The 18706-nt window shown below is 40.2% G+C and carries 17 protein-coding genes; 6 read left to right on the forward strand and 11 right to left on the reverse strand.

The features are described 5' to 3' along the window. Together DTQ70_RS02835 and DTQ70_RS02840 are read left to right on the forward strand one after the other, a co-directional pair. A complete protein-coding gene (locus DTQ70_RS02835; protein ID WP_122929405.1) occupies positions 1–717 on the forward strand; it encodes a DUF1003 domain-containing protein in 717 nt (238 codons plus the stop codon). After that, positions 714–1244, forward strand: coding sequence for a hypothetical protein (locus DTQ70_RS02840; RefSeq protein WP_122929406.1), 531 nt, complete (start codon positions 714–716; stop codon positions 1242–1244). Before DTQ70_RS02835 ends, DTQ70_RS02840 begins: the two co-directional genes overlap by 4 nt. Before the next feature lie 213 nt (positions 1245–1457). Here DTQ70_RS02840 and DTQ70_RS02845 read toward each other — a convergent pair whose 3' ends face one another. Beyond that, on the reverse strand, positions 1458–2447 hold the full coding sequence (locus DTQ70_RS02845; RefSeq protein ID WP_122929407.1) for an NAD(P)H-dependent glycerol-3-phosphate dehydrogenase: 990 nt from the start codon (positions 2445–2447) through the stop codon (positions 1458–1460). Between the two features lie 82 nt (positions 2448–2529). Continuing rightward, a complete protein-coding gene (locus DTQ70_RS02850) occupies positions 2530–2655 on the reverse strand; it encodes a FeoB-associated Cys-rich membrane protein (protein WP_122929408.1) in 126 nt (41 codons plus the stop codon). 104 nt (positions 2656–2759) lie between these two features. Between DTQ70_RS02850 and DTQ70_RS02855 the strand changes: the two genes are divergently transcribed. Further along, positions 2760–3995, forward strand: a complete 1236-nt coding sequence (locus DTQ70_RS02855) for an MFS transporter (RefSeq protein WP_122929409.1) — start codon at positions 2760–2762, stop codon at positions 3993–3995. A 69-nt stretch (positions 3996–4064) separates the two neighbouring features. Here DTQ70_RS02855 and DTQ70_RS02860 read toward each other — a convergent pair whose 3' ends face one another. Beyond that, positions 4065–4445 carry a DUF1573 domain-containing protein gene (locus DTQ70_RS02860; RefSeq protein WP_028526377.1) on the reverse strand — a complete coding sequence of 127 codons (381 nt, stop codon included), beginning with the start codon at positions 4443–4445 and terminating at the stop codon, positions 4065–4067. Between the two features lie 215 nt (positions 4446–4660). Between DTQ70_RS02860 and DTQ70_RS02865 the strand changes: the two genes are divergently transcribed. Next, on the forward strand, positions 4661–5911 hold the full coding sequence (locus tag DTQ70_RS02865) for a sensor histidine kinase KdpD (protein ID WP_122929410.1): 1251 nt from the start codon (positions 4661–4663) through the stop codon (positions 5909–5911). Between the two features lie 174 nt (positions 5912–6085). Continuing rightward, positions 6086–6778 carry a response regulator transcription factor gene (locus DTQ70_RS02870; protein ID WP_122929411.1) on the forward strand — a complete coding sequence of 231 codons (693 nt, stop codon included), beginning with the start codon at positions 6086–6088 and terminating at the stop codon, positions 6776–6778. 162 nt (positions 6779–6940) lie between these two features. Here the strand turns inward: DTQ70_RS02870 and DTQ70_RS02875 are convergent, their stop codons facing one another. The 6 genes from DTQ70_RS02875 to DTQ70_RS02900 form a co-directional block, all read right to left on the reverse strand. Beyond that, positions 6941–7366, reverse strand: coding sequence for an NUDIX hydrolase (locus tag DTQ70_RS02875; RefSeq protein ID WP_122929412.1), 426 nt, complete (start codon positions 7364–7366; stop codon positions 6941–6943). Then, positions 7363–8580, reverse strand: coding sequence for an aminotransferase class I/II-fold pyridoxal phosphate-dependent enzyme (locus DTQ70_RS02880; RefSeq protein ID WP_122929413.1), 1218 nt, complete (start codon positions 8578–8580; stop codon positions 7363–7365). The genes DTQ70_RS02875 and DTQ70_RS02880 overlap by 4 nt, the downstream gene beginning before the upstream one ends. Further along, entirely contained in the window at positions 8552–9583 is a 1032-nt protein-coding gene (locus DTQ70_RS02885; RefSeq protein WP_122929414.1) for a Gfo/Idh/MocA family protein, read from the reverse strand. The genes DTQ70_RS02880 and DTQ70_RS02885 overlap by 29 nt, the downstream gene beginning before the upstream one ends. An 11-nt stretch (positions 9584–9594) precedes the next feature. Then, a complete protein-coding gene (locus DTQ70_RS02890) occupies positions 9595–10596 on the reverse strand; it encodes a PfkB family carbohydrate kinase (RefSeq protein WP_122929415.1) in 1002 nt (333 codons plus the stop codon). 8 nt (positions 10597–10604) lie between these two features. Beyond that, complete coding sequence (locus tag DTQ70_RS02895) at positions 10605–12566, reverse strand: 2OG-Fe dioxygenase family protein (RefSeq protein ID WP_122929416.1); 1962 nt, start codon at positions 12564–12566, stop codon at positions 10605–10607. Between the two features lie 182 nt (positions 12567–12748). Further along, on the reverse strand, positions 12749–13897 hold the full coding sequence (locus DTQ70_RS02900; protein ID WP_164489830.1) for an alginate lyase family protein: 1149 nt from the start codon (positions 13895–13897) through the stop codon (positions 12749–12751). 196 nt (positions 13898–14093) lie between these two features. On the opposite strand from DTQ70_RS02900, the gene DTQ70_RS02905 reads away from it, so the two are divergent. Beyond that, on the forward strand, positions 14094–15128 hold the full coding sequence (locus tag DTQ70_RS02905) for a glycoside hydrolase family 43 protein (RefSeq protein WP_122929418.1): 1035 nt from the start codon (positions 14094–14096) through the stop codon (positions 15126–15128). A 56-nt stretch (positions 15129–15184) separates the two neighbouring features. Here the strand turns inward: DTQ70_RS02905 and DTQ70_RS02910 are convergent, their stop codons facing one another. Beyond that, complete coding sequence (locus DTQ70_RS02910; RefSeq protein ID WP_122929419.1) at positions 15185–16081, reverse strand: glycosyltransferase; 897 nt, start codon at positions 16079–16081, stop codon at positions 15185–15187. A 96-nt stretch (positions 16082–16177) separates the two neighbouring features. After that, positions 16178–18652 (reverse strand): bifunctional UDP-N-acetylmuramoyl-tripeptide:D-alanyl-D-alanine ligase/alanine racemase, encoded by a 2475-nt coding sequence (locus tag DTQ70_RS02915; RefSeq protein WP_122929420.1) that lies wholly within the window; start codon positions 18650–18652, stop codon positions 16178–16180. Between the last annotated feature and the right edge of the window lie 54 nt (positions 18653–18706).

Consider the following 18706-nt stretch of genomic DNA (forward strand, 5'->3'; position numbering starts at 1 on the left):
ATGGAAGAATTTGTCAGTGATGTATCAAAACAATCGTTCCCAATTTCCGACAAAGTCGTGGGAGGATACATTACAGGTTCGCTGTACGAATTCATCCGTTCTGAACATCCCGACTTTACCAAAAATAGTTCGTTGTCGATTGCCGAGCTGAACGAATTGCGGCAAAAGTACATTTCGAGTTGTTTGATGAAGGATGGGCAGAAGTTGTCGAAGTTGCAAAAAGACTTTACTAAGTCGTTACACAAGTTGCAAAGTCTGACCAAAACGGTAGAAGAGACTGACTTTTCGGATTTGACACTGGGACAGCGGATTGCCGATAAGGTGGCTACCTTTGGCGGAAGTTGGACATTTATTCTTTCATTTGCTTTTTTTATCACCGTATGGATAAGCCTAAATATATGGGTGTTATCCACCAAACCATTTGACCCGTATCCATTTATTTTGTTAAACTTGCTGTTGTCGTGTTTGGCCGCCTTGCAAGCTCCTGTGATTATGATGAGCCAAAATCGGCAAGAAGAAAAAGACCGAGAGCGCGCAAAAAAAGACTTTTTAATCAATCTCAAGTCTGAATTAGAAATCAGGTTGTTGCACGAAAAAGTTGACCACCTGATTATGCACCAGCAACAAGATTTGCTTGAGATTCAGAAAATTCAAGTCGAAATGATGGATAGTATTATCCAAAAAATAGAGCATATCAACAAAACTTCAAACCCATGAAAAAAGCCATTATTACGCTCATCTTTGTTCAATGCGTTGCGTTTGCCTCGCAAGCACAGTACAACAATTGGGCCATTGGATTTCAGCTAGTTGAACCATCTGGACTTAACGTCCGAAAGTACTATGGCGACAACAAGGCGTTGGATGTTTCGTTTGGAACGTATGGGCTTTTTTATGGTCGCGATCGCAAATACCGTAAAGGTTTTTACCAAAATGCAGGCTTTTCGTTGCGCGTAAATCACCTTTGGCATACGGCTTTATTCAAAAAAGAACAATTCAGAGCGTATTACGGATTTGGTGGGCAAATCAACTCGCGTCGTTATTATTTTGATTCCAGAAATTCGCCAGGTACAAAAGAATTTACGAATTCGATTTCTTTGGGAGGCTCGGGCTTGGCAGGAACCGAATATTTTGTTTCTAATAGTCCATTGTCTTGCTTTTTAGAAACAGGGCTTTACGTCGAACTGGTTCCAGGAATCTTTTTTGTACACCCTCAAGCAAGTTTGGGTGTACGGTTTAATTTTTAACCTTCCGTCTGGCTATCGTCTGACGGGGTCACCTTGGTCAGACGATAGTCAGACCAAGACCTTGTCTGACAAACCTGATTTTTAATCTTCCGTCTGACTGTCGTCTGACGGGGTCACCTTGGTCAGACGACAGTCAGACCAAGACCCTGCCTGACAAACCTGATTTTTAATCCTCCGTCTGACTGTCGTCTGACGGAGTCGCCTTGGTCTGACCTAACGGAGGCGGAGTTTAAGCTTAGCTATTTCTGAAGCGGGCGCTTCTCGTTCGTATAAAATCTTGTACGTGGCTTCTGTTATCGGCATTTCTACGCCGTATTGTTTATTCATTTCATAAATGCTATTGACGGCATAATAGCCCTCAGCAATCATTTTCATCTCCATTTGAGCCGATTGCACACTGTAACCACGTCCGATCATGTTACCAAAGGTACGGTTACGGCTAAATTGTGAGTACGCCGTTACGAGTAAGTCTCCCAAGTACGCCGATGCACTCAAATCACGTTCGCGTGGGTCAACGGCATCGACAAACCGTTTGATTTCTTGCATGGCATTAGACACCATCACGGCTTGAAAATTGTCGCCGTAGCCTAAGCCATGACTGATTCCACAGGCCAACGCCACGATATTTTTCATTACAGCGGCATATTCTACGCCGTACAAATCCGCGAGAGGATTCGCCGTCACGAAGGAACAACTCATAAGCTGGGCAAAATCAGCGGCACAAGCTTCATAGGTTGACGCGATGGTCAAATAGGATTGCTTCTCTAAAGCCACTTCTTCGGCATGACAAGGCCCCGCAATAACGCACATTTGATCAATCGGAACGTGAAAATGCTCTTCTACCCAATCAGTTACCAAAATATGACGTTGGGGAATCATCCCCTTGATGGCCGAAACGATTCTTTTTCCTTCAAAGTGTTTGGGGGTCAGTGCCGACAGAGGTTCTTGCACAAAAGCGGCTGGAATGGCCAGAATTACATATTCGGCGCCGTTAAGCGCATCCGTAATTTTGGTAAACGTCTTCACTTTGCGCGGACTAAGTCGTACATCGCGCAGATAATCAGGGTTGTAGTGGTGCTTTCGGATGTGTTCAACGGCAGCACGGTCGCGAAGCCACCAACGAATTGAGACGTTATTTTCAGAAAGAATTTTAATAATAGCGGTGGCCCAGCTGCCTCCACCTATTACGGCGATTGATGTCATTTTTGGGGTATTGGTTCCTTCGTTTGTGGCACAAACTTGCGAAAAAACTCGCAGCTTTGCACGGTTATCCCCAACTTTCTGCCTACTTCTCACAGCCGCACCCCTTGGCACATCCCGACTTTTTGGGACTGAGTTCTTTACGGATTCGATTTCCGACGTATCCTACCGCACCGATAAAAAGCAACCCAATCAAGATGGTTTCAAGCATGGCGTTATCGTTATTAGTTTTGAAGAAAATGGTTTAAATAACTTTCGTAAAAAACGCCTTTTTGCGTAATTGCGTTCCAGACGACCCTTTTGAACCTAACTTTTATGAAAACTCCTACTTCGGAAGCTGTTTCGCTTCGCCCTCTTGTAAGCTTACCCGTAATTGTGGCCGCTTTGGGCTATTTTGTGGATGTATATGACTTATTGGTCTTCAACATCGTACGCGTACCTAGTCTCAAAGACATGGGGCTTTCGCCCGAAGAGGTGTCACTCTTGGGCGGGAAAATCTACAATTGGCAGCAAGCAGGATTACTTGTTGGTGGAATTTTGTGGGGAATTTTGGCCGACAAACGCGGGCGTTTATCCGTTTTGTTTGGCTCGATTATCATGTATTCATTGGCCAATATTCTGTGCGGCTTTGTGCAATCGCCCGATGTCTATGCACTTTTACGTTTTGTGGCGGGCGTTGGGTTAGCGGGGGAGCTTGGGGCAGGACTTACCTTAGTCGCCGAAATTTTACCCCAACGGCTACGTGGTTATGGTTCGTCGATTGTAGCGAGCGTGGGGCTATTGGGAGCCGTTGTAGCCTTCTTGACCAATAATCTATTCGACTGGCGAACTACCTATTTTGTGGGTGGCGGCTTGGGGCTGGTATTGCTGCTGATGCGGGTAGGTTTATTAGAATCTGGCATGTTTGAAAAAGCCAAAATTTTACCATCAAAACGAGGGAGTATGTTGTCATTTTTCACCGATGGCCCACGTTTTTGGAAATATATGCGCTGCATTGGTGTGGGTGTACCTACCTATTTTGTGATTGGTATTATGGCCACTTACGGAAATGAATTTGGAGCGGCGTTGGGAGTTCAGCCCGACATTGTAGCAGGAAAATGCGTCATGTACGTGTTTATTGGAACGGTCATTGGCGATATGTTCAGTGGCATACTAAGTCAATGGCTTCAATCGCGCAAGAAAGCGATTGGCGTAATGACGACCATGACCCTCGTCGGCATCAGTGTGTATCTGTACGGCGGCATCCAAACGGCTAGTTCTTTTTATGCCCTTTGTGGTGTACTTGGCTTTTCTATTGGTTACATTGCCATGTTTCTGACCGCGACAGCCGAAAGTTTTGGCACAAACCTTAGGGCAACGGCAACTTCGACCGTTGCTAATTTTGTGCGAGCTACTACTTTATTGACTTTACCGTTGTTCCAAACGCTTAAACCTAGTTTGGGTGTCATAACGGCGGGTGCGTTGGTGGCGACGCTGTGCTTTTTGATTGGGTATATTTCTTTATACTTCATGGAAGAAACATTTCACAAAAATTTGGATTACGTTGAATAAAAAATCGGGCGAGCCACTTATGGCTCGCCCGACTGTTTTCAGGCTGTTATAAAATGATGTAGGATAGAATTATTGGATAACTTCACCTTGGATATTGAGCGTTACAGCACCGCCTTCAGCGTTAGATTCTACCGTAACTGTTTTATTGAACGAGCCCGCAGCAGCAGCATTGAAGGTCGCTTTGATGGTTCCAGAAGCACCTGGCATAACGGGTTCTTTGGGATACTCTACCCCTGTGCAACCGCAAGAACCATACGCTTTTCCGATAATTAATGGAGCTTCTCCTTTGTTGGTAAACTTAAATTCGGCAGTCACGGGCTTACCTTGTTTGATTTTTCCAAAGTTGTGATTGGTCTCTACCCAACCAAAAGCTGCCAACCATACATTGGCAAAAACGAGGGTAGTTGCAAAGAACATCGTTAGAACTGAGAGAAAAGTTACTTTTTTCATGGTAGTACGTTTTGTTTTAAGTGAATAAATGTGTTGTCGTTTGACGATTCAAAAGTACTTGGTCAATTCGGGACTCGCTGTTAACAAAAACTGAACGTTTGTTAATGCTTTGTTAATAACTTCAAAAGAATCTGACGAAAGCGTTACTTTCGTATGAGATTTTCTACTAATATTGACGTTAGTACATTTTTAACCTAAAAACGTGCGAAAGCACCATGTCAAGAAACACGATTCGCCTTCTAATCATTTTGTCCACTCTATCCATCATCGGAGTGATCATCACTCAGATATATTGGGTGCGTAAGGCATTAGACATGCGCGAACGTCAGTTTAACCAACGCGCCCACGTAGCTTTGCAGGAAGTGGCGAATGACCTCTCGAAGCTCAACGGTGTCATGTTACACAACAATCCCGTCGAACAACTATCGTCCAATTATTTTTTGGTCAATACCAACTCGATGGTGGACCCCGCCTTGGTCGAACATTATCTCAAAAACCGCTTTCAACAAAACGCCATCGTAAGCGACTTTGAAGTGGGTATTTATGATTGTGCCAGCAACAAAATGTTTTATGGAGTGGCATTGAGTACGCGTAACGACAACAAAAAACCCACCCAAACGGCCAATTGGCTGAAATCAAACAAATACCCTTACTATTTTGGCGTACGTTTCCCTTCCCAAAACATTTCGGTAATTAGTGATTTAAAAGGTTGGATTGGCTCGTCGTTGTTGGTATTGCTAGCTGTGAGCTTTTTTGGATATGCGCTGTTCGTGATTTTGCGCCAACGTCAACTGACGGAAGTGCAACGCGATTTTATCAATAACATGACGCACGAACTACAAACGCCCATAGCCACCATTCGGATTGCGGCCGACGTGTTGAATACGCCCGCAATCAAAGACCAACCTGAGCGTTTGAAAAAATACACATCCATTGTAAAAGAAGAAGCACTCCGTCTGCAAAACCAAGTAGAAACGGTGCTAAATATGGCCAAAGCTGAAAAAAACTCCCTTCCATTAACTATTGAATGGCTCGATGTTCACCAAATTATTTCATCATTGGCCAATAAATACGAAATTAACCTGACGCTCCATCTCAACGCCACGGAACCCTATATTCACGCCGACCGTCTGCATTTGTCAAATGCCATCAGTAATTTGATTGACAATGCCTTTAAATATACGCCGCAAAACCCCGATATTCATCTGGAAACGGCTACCCAAAATGGAAATTTAACAATAACGGTGCGAGATAATGGCATTGGAATTGCCGCTGAACATCATCGAAAGGTATTTGATAAATTTTATCGGGTCTCGACGGGAAATATTCACAACGTGAAAGGTTTTGGCATTGGGCTGAGTTATGTCCAACAAATTGTGAAAGCGCACCACTGGAAACTTGATTTGAAAAGTGAGCTTGGAAAAGGGAGTGAGTTTAAAATAAAAATTCCTTTGAAGAAAGGGTAAAACGGTTGGTTGGCTTACCAACACGAGGTTTTGAGAAACCTCTGGTTTGGTTGTAAGCAACCAAACACACTTGTGATTTTGGTTGCTTACAACCAAAATGTACTTTGATGTGGTTTTGGTTTCTCAAAACCAAAACGCATATAACGAAACCCACCAAAGACAAAATATAGAAATATGCCCCGCATTTTATACGTGGAAGACGACCCGAACCTTGGTTTTGTCACAAAAGATAACCTCGAATTAAATCATTATGAAATCGTTCATTGCGTGGATGGGCAAGAAGCGCTGGAGACTTTTTCGGAGCAGCAACCGTTCGATATGTGCGTGCTGGATGTGATGCTTCCTTTGATGGACGGGTTTACGTTGGCAAAAAAAATTAGGGAACAAGACAAACATGTCCCCATTCTGTTTTTGACTGCAAGGGCTTTGCAGGAAGATAAATTGCACGGTTTACGCATTGGTGGCGATGATTACCTCACCAAGCCGTTTAGTATGGAAGAATTGATGCTTAAAATTGAGATTTTTTTGCGCCGAAGCCAACGAACGGAAGTCAAAACCGAAAAAGTGGAGAAAACTCAAATGTACGTGGGAAAATACGTTTTTGATTTTGATAAACTCTCCCTCCAACTCGCCGATAAAAACCATACCCTCACCTACCGCGAAGCCGAAGTACTAAGGTACCTCTCTAGCCGTCCCAATGAAGTTATCAAACGAGAAGACCTTCTTAAAGCCATTTGGGGCGATGATGATTACTTTATGGGACGAAGCCTCGATGTATTTATGTCGCGTTTGCGTAAATATTTATGCGATGACCCAAGCATTAAAATTGAAGGCATTCATGGAGTCGGTTTTCGGATGCGATGGTAGTTTATAGCCGCTCTGTACGATAGCGCGGGCGTATCGCTCGTGCTCACTATTCCGAGGTTTCTAGCCTTGGAAAGAGAAAATGAAAGGCTGGAAGCCTGATAATAAAAGACACGAACGTGACGTTCGCGCCATCGGTGATAAACTGACTGCTCACATGATTCTTTATGAACTCGCTTGGTAGAGACTAAGCACTTCCTCAAGTATCTTTTTAACTGGATCACTATCAGGTAAATTTACCATTTCCAAATTATCTTTATCTACCCACATGTATGCTTGGTGTTCATTACTTAATATGACTTCACTAATTGAATTAGTCATATTTACAATGTAAAAAAGTTCAACATTATGCTGATAACCCTGCTTGGAAAGATAACTACGACACGTAAAGATATGAGAAGGTTTGACAGACAATCCTGTTTCTTCTTTCAACTCTCTTACAACTGACTCTTCAGGGTGCTCGCCAAAATCGACTTTACCTCCTGGAAATTCAAAATAACCTGGTAAAAATTCTTGTTGTAGCGAGCGCTGTACAAGCAATATTTTCTGTTCATACTCAACAATTCCTGAAACACTTACTTTCTGTATCATCTATTTACGCTTTTTAGAGTATAATCAATAATTTCACAGTACTGTTCAATCAAATCACGGTCTTTTTCTAATCCGTTACTAAATGTAGGAATACTAACCCTGCCTTCAAGATATTTCAAAGCACCATTAAAAGTTTGACCTTGATTAAAGTCTTTAAAAACAGGTAAATCATGTAATGTCTTCGTGTCAGGCAACTTTACTTCTAAATTCCTATTTTTCAATTCATTGATTATTTGGGGCATTAATTCCAGTGAAACTTTAAATTGAGGCTTTAAACCATACATAGCACCAGTAAAATAATCCCCTTCATATCCATCAACTGAAACGTTATCAATTTGCTTTAGACAACTAATAAAATAATATAGAGACTCTGCCCTTTTTTTTATCATATTAATAATTTCATGATTTTCCAGAAGTGCATAGAGCATTGTAGCAGCATAAGGATGCATTCTGTAATTTTCTCCAAACCCTGTTGTAAAACCTTGGTACTTTTCTACAATTTTAAAATGTCCTTGCTGATAAATTCGCTCAATTGCCGACTTAGAACGCTTTTCAAAGTGCCCCAAAAGGGTTGCCCGAACATACACTTCTGGATTATCAGTGAGGAGAAAACCTCCCTCTCCACAAGTCATAGTTTTCCGTGCCCCTGTACTAAAACACGCTACATTCCCAAATGTTCCAGTTAATTTGCCTTTACACATGGTGAAATGTGCATGTGAACAATCCTCAAGTAAAAGTAATCCATTTTGTTCAATAATCGGCATAATGTTATCCATATCGCACGGAATTCCCCACATATGAGTAACGGCAATCGCCTTTGTTTTTGGAGTAACAAGCTTTTTTAGAGAAACAGGACATATATTACCTGTTTTTGCATCTACATCACAAAAAATAATCTTAGCACCCAGACGTAAAAGAGGGGTAACTGTTGCTAAAAACGTGTAGGTCGGTACTATAACTTCGTCACCTTGATTAATACCAATACCAAAATATCCAGAATTTAAAGAACTAGTGCCTGTGTTAGTTAAAACACAATATTCTACACCATAATATTCTAAAAGTTTGGATTCTACTAATGCATAAATACCATCATCGCCATAGATTGACATATCACTATCAGAACCTATGTAATTCTGAACTTTTTCTTTTTGGCTAGATGTTGGTTTTCCCCAAATAAAATGAGGTTTAGGTGTCGATAGAATAGGCCCTTTCATCTGATTTACGTTTAGAATTTATAAGCGGATAAACCTTGTCTAGAATTTCAATAACACTCAAAGAAGTATTAGTGCTTTCCAATACAGAGTTGAGGGCTTGTTTGTCTCTATTTAAGGCATTTATGAATAGTTTTGTGGGTAATGATTTTAATGACTGACTCATTTTCTTAGAAGTTTCTATTACCGTTACACCCTCATAGTTGATGTATTGGAATTCAAAAATTTTACCATTTTCAATTGGAGTATAAATTAATCGAATAAAGCCTGCATCACCAAAGAATTGATATTCTTCTTTTCCAAGTAAAGCTGGCACTCCACGAAACGCATTGACTTGCACAGCAATTTCTGAAACGAGAAAATGTAAGCTAGTAAAAGCATCATTTTTGTTATTTGCGTTATTTGCTATTGCATGGATATGAGAAGGAGGGGTGGAGTAATGTTCTAAAGTTAGAACAGATAATATAGTATCTAATATATGAAACCCACTGTCCATTAGTATACCTGTAGTATTATTGGATCTCCAACTATTTTCGAAATCTTGAAACTGTTTTTGCCAAACAGTACCAGAAACATGATAGAGCTTGCGAAAATATTTTTCTAAACATTCCTTTAACAATGTAACGCCTTCGCAGTACTTTTTTTGTGTATGTGTACTAATTATGAGGTGTTTTTGTTTTGAAAAATTGATAAGCTCAACAACATCCTCTAAATTTTCAGATATTGGCTTATCAATATGTACATGGATGCCCCTCTCCAAAGCTTTGTGTGCATATTTGTAGTGGAATTCATTAGGGGTTGAAATTATCAAACCATCTAAATTTGAGTTAAATAAATCATCTACATTGTCACATACTGTAACTTTTTTATCATGAACTATTTCACTGAAATTTGGGTCAAAAATATATACTTGTTTTACTAGGTTTGTAGATTTGAGAATAGGAAGGTGTGCTTCCAAAGCCCATTTTCCTGTGCCAATTAAGCCTATTATAATTGAATTTTCCATTATTTACTCGATTAAAGAACTGGGGAGTTAACTGATAATACTCTATCAGCCTGCTCACGTGCAAATGATAATGACTTTGATATGTCATTAGTAGTTAAATAAGTTGAAATAAATCCACCTGCAGCAGCATCTCCCGCTCCATTAGTATTTACAATATTTATATTAGGTGTAGCTGGCTCATAAAATAGTGAGCCATTGTAAATAGCTACCATACCTTTTTCTCCATTTGTAATTAAAAACATGGTACAACACGAAGCAGATTCTAGCCTCATATATTCAAAAAAAACAGAGTCTTCATAATCTTCTTTTGAAAACATTTTTTTAAACTCATCTGCATTTCCAAATAAATATTTTAGACATCCTGATTCTACTAAGGAAAATAAAAGTTGTTTTATTTTATCATTTAGTAAATCTTTATCGCCTAAACTTACTATGAAAGGATACTTATTTTTAGATATTTCTGGCAAGTTTATGAAAAAAAAACCATCATTTAATTCAAATATGCTAATCCATGTAAGCGTGTTGAGTTGACCACTAAGCTTAAAAACATTAGTATTATATATGTTTTTGAGTACTATGAAAGTTCTTTCAGGAGCATCTGCATGATGTAATGATAAACAAATTATACAGCCTTCAAAAACTGTTAATTTATTCCAATTAAAAAATTTAGTGTAAAGTTCATTGTAAAATATATCTTTAATTAGAGAGCAGTTATAGCTATCAAAAATAGTTAAAGAAGCTTCAAATTGATAATCTGTAGAAAATGCCGCAAATGATGCTAAAATTCCACCTCCCAAAAAGTAACCCTTCGTCTTTAAGAGTAAATCTAAGGATTCACCAGTAAACAATTTTATCCAATTATTAAAATCAGATGTAGTTTTTACCTCAAGTCTTCCACCTATTTGAAGATTATAATCAGATAATAAGGAAATGTAATCTTGGAATTTTAATTTACATTCCGCACATACATCTAACATTAAAGGTGAATAACCTATAAGATTGTAATTTGACATTGAATTAATTATTGTTTCTTAAACTCTATAACTAAAACATCTCTATACCCAGAGTTATTGGAATCTTTCTCAGTTATGCTTGAATCGAATCTAATTGAATCAAATTTGTGTTTTTTTATATTATAAACACCATCAACATTCTTTGTACGACGAAAAATGGTATCCATTGGATTTTCTAAAAGAAATGGATACGAAGTGGTAGCCCTTTCGCCTTTGCACTCAACTTCTATACTTTCATGGCCTCCAAAAATATTTTTTCTGTCAATAAGATGGGTTACTTGATAATCGTAGTTATTATTATTGTCGTATTCTTCAGTTGTAAACGTAGGGTTTTCATTTTTAACTTCACTTCGAATTAAATGAACGTAAATAGTAAACTTAGAATCTGGTTGACAGTACTCCTTGTCGAAATTTATACTGCGAAAATCATCTTCTATAACGTAGTTTATTAACTTATCCAAATTTTCAAGATGCGACTTGATTTCACCATTGCTTTGAGCAATTTTTGTATCTAAAGTTGTAAAATTACGTTCTTTTTCATCAGAATAACTATTTTTAAAGTATTTATCAATGCAAGTTCTTTCTAAAACAAAGGTAGGATTAAAATAGAGATCGTAAATCGAAAGGAGCCTTTTTCTGGGTTCATTTTTTTTACTATCAGTTGAAATTTGTTTTTTGTCATACTCATCAATATCTAAGCAATTATCAAAACAATATGAAGTACTATGTAAATAGTCTTTTATTTTTTTGTTTAACAAAATATCGTACTGGTTATAAGAAACAAAAATACATGAGTATTTTTTCAAATTTTTACATATTTCATTTTTATTTCGCAAGGCGATTTTGTTTTGCTCTTCGAAGTATCCTATTTCATAAATTCCGTTATTAACTTTATCAAGATTAGTATAAGGGTAATTTTTTTGGATTTGCTTTTGAGCAAAGTCATATTTAGATCTATCATTTTCTATATCTATTTTTTTGATCTGACCTCTATTAGAAATTTTGTTATGTACAATGACAATGTTAAGATTTTTTTCATTTCTACCAAAATAATCGAGCTGATTCCCACCGCTACTAAATGTTATAAATCTTGGCAAATCTTCATTGTTTAGATTTGCACCCCAATAAAGATTTTCAATCTTTGTAGTATCTGTTAATCCAGTATTTGTAGTACTTGTTAATTCACCAATCGTCAAGTAAAGATAATCATCAATGAGCATTGTTGATGCTGATTCATTTAATTCTTTATAATACTTTTCAAAAGTCTCAAATAAGGGTGTCGTTGTTTTTACCAAGTAATTCTTTTTATCACTTCCTGGCAAACTAAAATAAGCTTGGCTATCCCATTGTGTAAATACTATTCTTGCCGAAGTTCGATATAGTTTAACCTTAATTTTGTTTTTATTGTTACCGACAGAGCCAATCAAATATGAAAGAAAGTAGATATTTTTTTTCAACCTATCATAAATGGGTTTTACTGCTTGAGATGAACTTTTTTCTCTTTGCTCAAAAACAAATGTATCAGGATGTTGCAGTAGTATGTCGATACTTTTTACTTTTTTTAAAGCTTCTTCTATAGCTTCTTTAAATTTTCTTTCATCTTTTTCATCATTCAAAAATTCTTCCATTGTTTCACTTACAATGGTAATTTTTGAAATTGTTTCTTTATGAAATTGATCAAGTATTTTCTTGTAATCATCATCATCAGCTACTATAGGTATATCGCTAATATTTCGTATTTTTTCTTCTAGAATCCAATATATTACTATTGAACAAACAATCTCCACCCAACCGTTTTCACTGAGCCTCATTATTGCTATTCTAGATGCTTCACAAAGCGCTTCAAGAGAAATTGATTTACTACTAAAAAAAACGTCAAATAAAAAAACCAAAAAAGAGATAGAGAAGAGGGATATTATTGGAAACCTCTTAGCTAATTTTATTATTTTTTTAAAATATATAGTAGCCATTTTTATTATTTAATAAAACTAATGAACCATAGTTTCATTATAGGAATAAGGTTTGATATTTGAAATGACATACAGCCTACATCAAAGATATTTGGCATTGTCTATATTTCCAAATCATTTTGTACATTATTTCAAAACCTCGGTTCTGCTTCTTTGGAGTAGGACGCTCGTGCCATTTTGGGTTACCCTTTGGAGTCGGTGCCGAGTAGCAACGGAAGCATAAACGCGTTTCGTCCTTCGGGTTTTACGGAGGGGAGGAGGGTTAGGTACGCTGGTTGGTGGTATTTTTGGGAGGCCAACGTAAAAATAGCCGCGCTGTGTTCGTACGATTTGGGTTTAATCTGCTGGTACGTCCACGCTTTTTGCCCTTCTACAAAAGGCACCAAAAAGTCAACGCATTTCCGAATTCCCTTCCCGTCGGGCGTTTCGTACGTCCAAAGGTCGATGCGGAGGTGTTCGGCCAGCCGCGCCAAGGTCATAAATCCCCACAAATTCATGTTGGTATAGTTCCACGACAGAGTTCTTGCCAACTCGTGCGGTTGGCTGCCGTCGGGTTTCCATTGGCTTACCATCCGTTCTTTGGTCACGGCGAGCTGCTTTTCGGCCAGGTCGCGGCGGCCACACGCCAAGGCAAGGGCCACGAGCTGCACGTCGTAATACGTCCCGTGGTTGTTGTGTTCGTCGGCTTCGTCTTTGCCCAACTCGCTGGTCATCAGCCATTCTAGGTACGACGAAAACCATTTGTTGATCCCCTGCTGCGCGGCCACGTCCCAATGTTTGGAGCCTGCCAACAGCGCCGACGCGTCGCAGACTTTGCCCAGCTCGCGGGTTTCGATGATGCCAATGCCGCGCCCGTTGTTTATTCCAGGAATCCCCTGTCCGTAGTTCAAATGAGGGTTCATGCGGGTTTCAGGGTTCAAAAACCACGTTTTGAGCAGTTTTGCCGCCAATTCGGCGTATTTTTCCTCATCCGAATAAAAATACGCCAACCCCAATAACTCCGATTCGGCCATGAGTTTATCAAAATGGTCGTGGTCGGTAATGCCATTGATTTCGGGGTTTCGGTCTCCGTCGCGGCGAATGTAGGGCTTCCCGTCCGCTTTGGTAGGGTCGGGCCACCAATACGGCGCCTGCGACATATAGTCGTGTTTGTCGCCACTCGGCGGCAACGGGATTTTGTCCATCACCGAATACACCTTGTTGTTTTTCACCAATTGGTCGGCTTCCTGCACCAACTGCCGATAGGCGGCGGCGAGGGTAGGGTTTCCTGCCTTGCGTAATTGCTGGTTATGGGTCAATATGTTGGCGTCCATCAAGAGGGTTGCGGGCATTTTTTGCCCCCGAACGACGGAGTATAGGGTGACCAATAGAAGGATCAAAACAAGGCGATTGGGCGTCATCAGAATGGAGTTAATTGGCGTACATACCATAAAAAGCCACAAATGGGTTTAAAATACCTTCTTAATGGTATTTTTGATTACCGACGAATATCCCCTAATTTTAGCGCCGAATCCTAAACATCATTCCATGATTTCTATTTCCAAATTTAAGGTGGCAATTGTCGTGCTTGCCGCCGTCTTATCCAACATTGCTATTGCACAAACTCCCAAAAAGACCTCAGGAAATCCCATTTTTGATGGCTGGTATGCCGACCCAGAAGCAGTTATTTTGGGGAAAGAGTACTGGATTTTTCCAACTTTTTCGGCCAAATACAAAGACCAAGTGTTTTTGGATGCCTTTTCGTCAAAGGACTTGGTTAACTGGGAAAAACACCCGCGTATCATCGACACCTCGGCCGTCAAGTGGGCTAAAATGGCGATGTGGGCGCCTTGTATTGTGCCTAAAGACAACAAATACTTTTTGTTTTTTGCAGCCAATGACATTCAAAGTTCGGAAAGAAAAGGGTTTGGAGCCAACAATCCCGATAAAGACGATAAAATCGGTGGGATTGGCATTGGGGTGGCATCGCGTCCCGAAGGGCCGTACAAAGATTATTTGGGCAAACCGCTCATTAATCAGTTTTACAACAAAGCGCAGCCCATCGACCAAGCTGTTTTTAAAGACAAAGATGGCCAATATTACATCATTTATGGTGGCTGGGGGCGCTGCAATATCGCCAAGCTAAAAGATGATTTTACGGGACTTATGCCGCTGGAAAATGGCGAAATGGTGAAAGAAATTACGCCGAAAGGCTACGTAGAAGGACCAATTATGTTTATTAGGAATGGGAAATATTACCTGATGTGGTCGGAAGGAGGCTGGACAAACGGCACCTACAAAGTAGCGTACGGCGTAGCGGACTCGGTTTGGGGGCCTTTTGAGAAAAAATCAACGATTTTGGTTGCCGACGAAAAAGTAGCAACGGGCGCAGGCCACCATTCGGTGATTAATATTCCAAAAACGGACGATTGGTACATCGTTTACCACCGTCGTCCTATTCCCAATAAAGACCGCGACCACCGCGTTGTCTGCATCGACCACCTGTATTTCAACGAAGATGGCACCATCAAAGACGTAAAAATGACGTTTGAAGGGGTAGCTAAACGGAAGTTGAAGAAATAGGCTTTTTGTAAAATTGTAGAATCTTTTAAAATTCTACAATTTTACTTCATCATGAGTTAATTTATTTTTCTGTAGATGAATTTGCTTACAAAATGCCTAGCAATACTCTTGCGAATATTCCAAGTTCTTTTAAGTTTATTTATAGTGATTTTATTATACTTACTTTTCCAAAAATCATCATCATATTTTTTCCATATTTTAAACCCAGAATTGAGTAAAGAACCTGTAATATCCCATGGCTTGGGAGAACCTACAAGATGAAAAATTGCATTTTCTTCTTCTGTGAAAGGATTAATAGCATTTGGAAACCATATAGAATTAAAATGGCTTTGTAAATGAAGAAAGTTTCCTTTACAAAGTAAATTTAATAATGTTTGATCAGCATCTAAAAAATAGTTTGAATATTTTAGAGCAAGACTTGGCCATGTGAAATCAATATTCATTTCTTTCCAAGTTTTTATATTAAATACTAAAACTCCAGCATTGAAGTTGCCAGTTTCAGGGTGCCAATTTAGTTTTTGGATAAAAAAATTGTGGGTTAACGCTTTTTCTATATGCCCCCCATAAACAGCACCTAAAAGTTCTCCATTAAATTTGATATTTTTAAGAGTTAATATATCAAGTTTTATGATTAAATCAGAGTCTAAATATAAAGCAGTTTCTCCATTGATTTTTTGTGGGATTAATAGTTTTCCATAAGTCGTCCAATCGCCGTGTAAAGAACGAAGATGACCAAATGATTTTTTTGCATCAAAATCTATGAAGTTTGATTGCCCATTAAATTTTTCAATACTAAGAAGTGTGGTGATGTTTTTTTTATCTTCTGCCGTCATTTCGGAACATAAGAACCAAAATGTAATTTCTGAACTATTTGAACAGTTCCTTAAAAGTGAAATTAGGGTACTTCCAAGACCTTCGAGACCTAACTGGTTGATGCAAAATACAATATTCATTAACTGGTTTTTTAAATTAAAATAGATTCTTTGTGTTCAAAAATAAATGTAGGCTTTTGTTGAATACCCTTGTAATGTATGCCTTCCTAATTCTTGTCACTCCTTATAAAATACCCTTTTGACGCGTTCACTAATCCCCGTTAGGATTTCGTACGAAATGATGCCGATTTGGTCAGAAAGCGTGTAAATGGGAAGTTCTGGCCCAAAAATAATGACTTCATCGCCTTCTTCTACCTGTACGCCTGTAATATCCACCATGGTCATGTCCATGCAGACGTTACCAACCACGGGGCACAGAGTACCATTAATTAGCACTTTTCCAACCCCTTTGCTAAAACGACGGTCGTAGCCGTCGGCGTAGCCAATCGCAATGGTGGCAATTGAGGAAGCCCTTTCCAGTACACCTTTTCGGCTGTAACCGATGGTTTCGCCTGCGGGTAAATGTTTTACTTGGGATACGACCGTTTTAAATCTTCCAATTTGTTGCAACAACCGCTGTTCTTGACGATTGACCTCCACGCCGTACAGCCCAATTCCCAGCCGAACCATGTCAAGTTTATAATCGGGGAAACGGACAATCCCCGCCGAATTGAGAATATGACGCAGCGGGCGATAGCCCAACGCCGCCTCAAGCTGTGCAGCACCTGCCACAAAACGCTCGTATTGCAGACGTGTAAAATCGTTGTGAATGGCTTCGTCTGCCCCCACCAAATGACTGAAAATGGATGCCACTTTTAAGGCAGGATACTGCGCCAGCCGCTCGATGAGGCGAGGTAAATCGGCCTCGGTAAACCCAAGGCGGTGCATTCCCGTATCGAGTTTGAGGTGAATGGGCAAGTGTGCCGCCGATGGTTTTTCGGTGATAAATTCGAGCCATTCGGCCAAAATTTTGTGGCTATAAATTTCGGGCTCCAACTGAAATTCCAACAACTTATCGAAGGTCGAAAGCGATGGGTTCATCACCATGACGGGAAGCTCAATCCCGTTTTGGCGAAGCGTGACTCCCTCGTCGGTGTAGGCAACGGCTAAGTAGTCAACGCGGTGAAACTGTAGTAATTGTGCCACTTCGGCGCTACCACTTCCGTAGGCAAACGCCTTCACCATGACCATAATACGGGTATCGTTGCCCACCCGATTTCGGTAAAAATTGAGGTTGTGGGTAAGGGCATCGAGGTTGATTTCTAACACCGTTCCGTGAACGCGCTGTTGTAGGCGGTTGACAATTCGCTCAAACTGAAAGGGGCGAGCGCCTTTGATAAGCACAATCGCGTCTCTAAAAGCATTGGTATCTAAGCTGCCCAAAAACTCCGAAGTACTAGGGTAAAAGTCGGCAGGGATGCTGATTAGGTGCGCATTACGGGCAAACGCATCACCAATGGCAACGAGTTTTTCTACCCCTTTTTGTTGCAAAAGGGTATTGATTTGGGCGTACAACTCTTCTTCTTTTTGTCCCGTTTGAAGCAAATCAGAGAGAATCGCGCATTTGTGCGGGCGTTGTTCTTGTTGGCCCAGAAAATTAAGGGCGATGCTTAGCCCAACGAGGTCGTTGTTGTAGGTATCGTCAATCAAATAACATTCGTTGACGCCTTCTTTGAGTTCGAGGCGCATCGAAATGGGCTTTAAACGGGAAATTCGCTGACGGATTTCGCCCGAAGGAATGCCCATTTGAAGCATCAGAATCAAACAATGAACGAGGTTTTCGACCGAGGCATCGTCGGTAAACGGCACCGAAAATAGTTGGTCGTCAAACTTGCTGATCTCCGACTTCATCACGATATACGTCTGGGCAGCGTCTTTGTGCCAATCTACTTTAACGGTACAGCTCTCCGAAGTTCCCCAGCTTATTAATTCGCAATTGGGGTTAACGGGCTTGAGAATCAGTTTTATTTCTTCGTCGATGTCGGCATAATCAGCCCGATAAATCAGCTGTTGACTTTGGGTAAACAACCGAAGTTTTTCCGTCGCTTTTTGTTTTCGACTCCGAAAGCCTTCGTCGTGGGCGGAGCCAATGTTGGTAAAAATACCGATGGTTGGGCGGATGATTTCTTGCAAAGCCTTCATCTCGTGCGACTGCGAAATACCCGCCTCAAAAATCCCAAGCGTATGATTTTCATTGAGTTGCCACACCGAAAGCGGAACCCCAATTTGTGAATTGTAGCTTTTGGGACTTTTGGCAATCCGAAAATCGTTGCTCATCAACTGGCTCAACCATTCTTTGACAATGGTCTTTCCGTTACTTCCCGTAATGCCAACCACTGGAATCTCAAACTGGGTGCGGTGGCGTTTGGCGAGCTCTTGGAGGGCTTTGATGCTATTGTCAACTTCCCAGATTTGGGCATCTTCAAAACTTTCTAATTGGTCGGTAAGGGCGTTGGTGAGGGCTTTTTGCTCGACCACAAATTGCCGTACGCCTTTTTGGTACAAATCACCGAGGTAGTGATGACCATCGTGGTGCTGCCCTTTGATGGCAAAAAAGAGCGTCTGATTCGGAAACACCAATTGACGGCTATCAGTCAGCAAATAGGTTGCTGAGGTTTCAATGGGGGTATGTAAGAACGTGGTGGTTGTCATTTTCAATAAAAAAAGTAATGTGCCAAAATTAACGTTTCTCTGAATCACCTTTTT

It is taken from the genome of Runella sp. SP2 (assembly GCF_003711225.1).
Lineage (GTDB): Bacteria > Bacteroidota > Bacteroidia > Cytophagales > Spirosomataceae > Runella.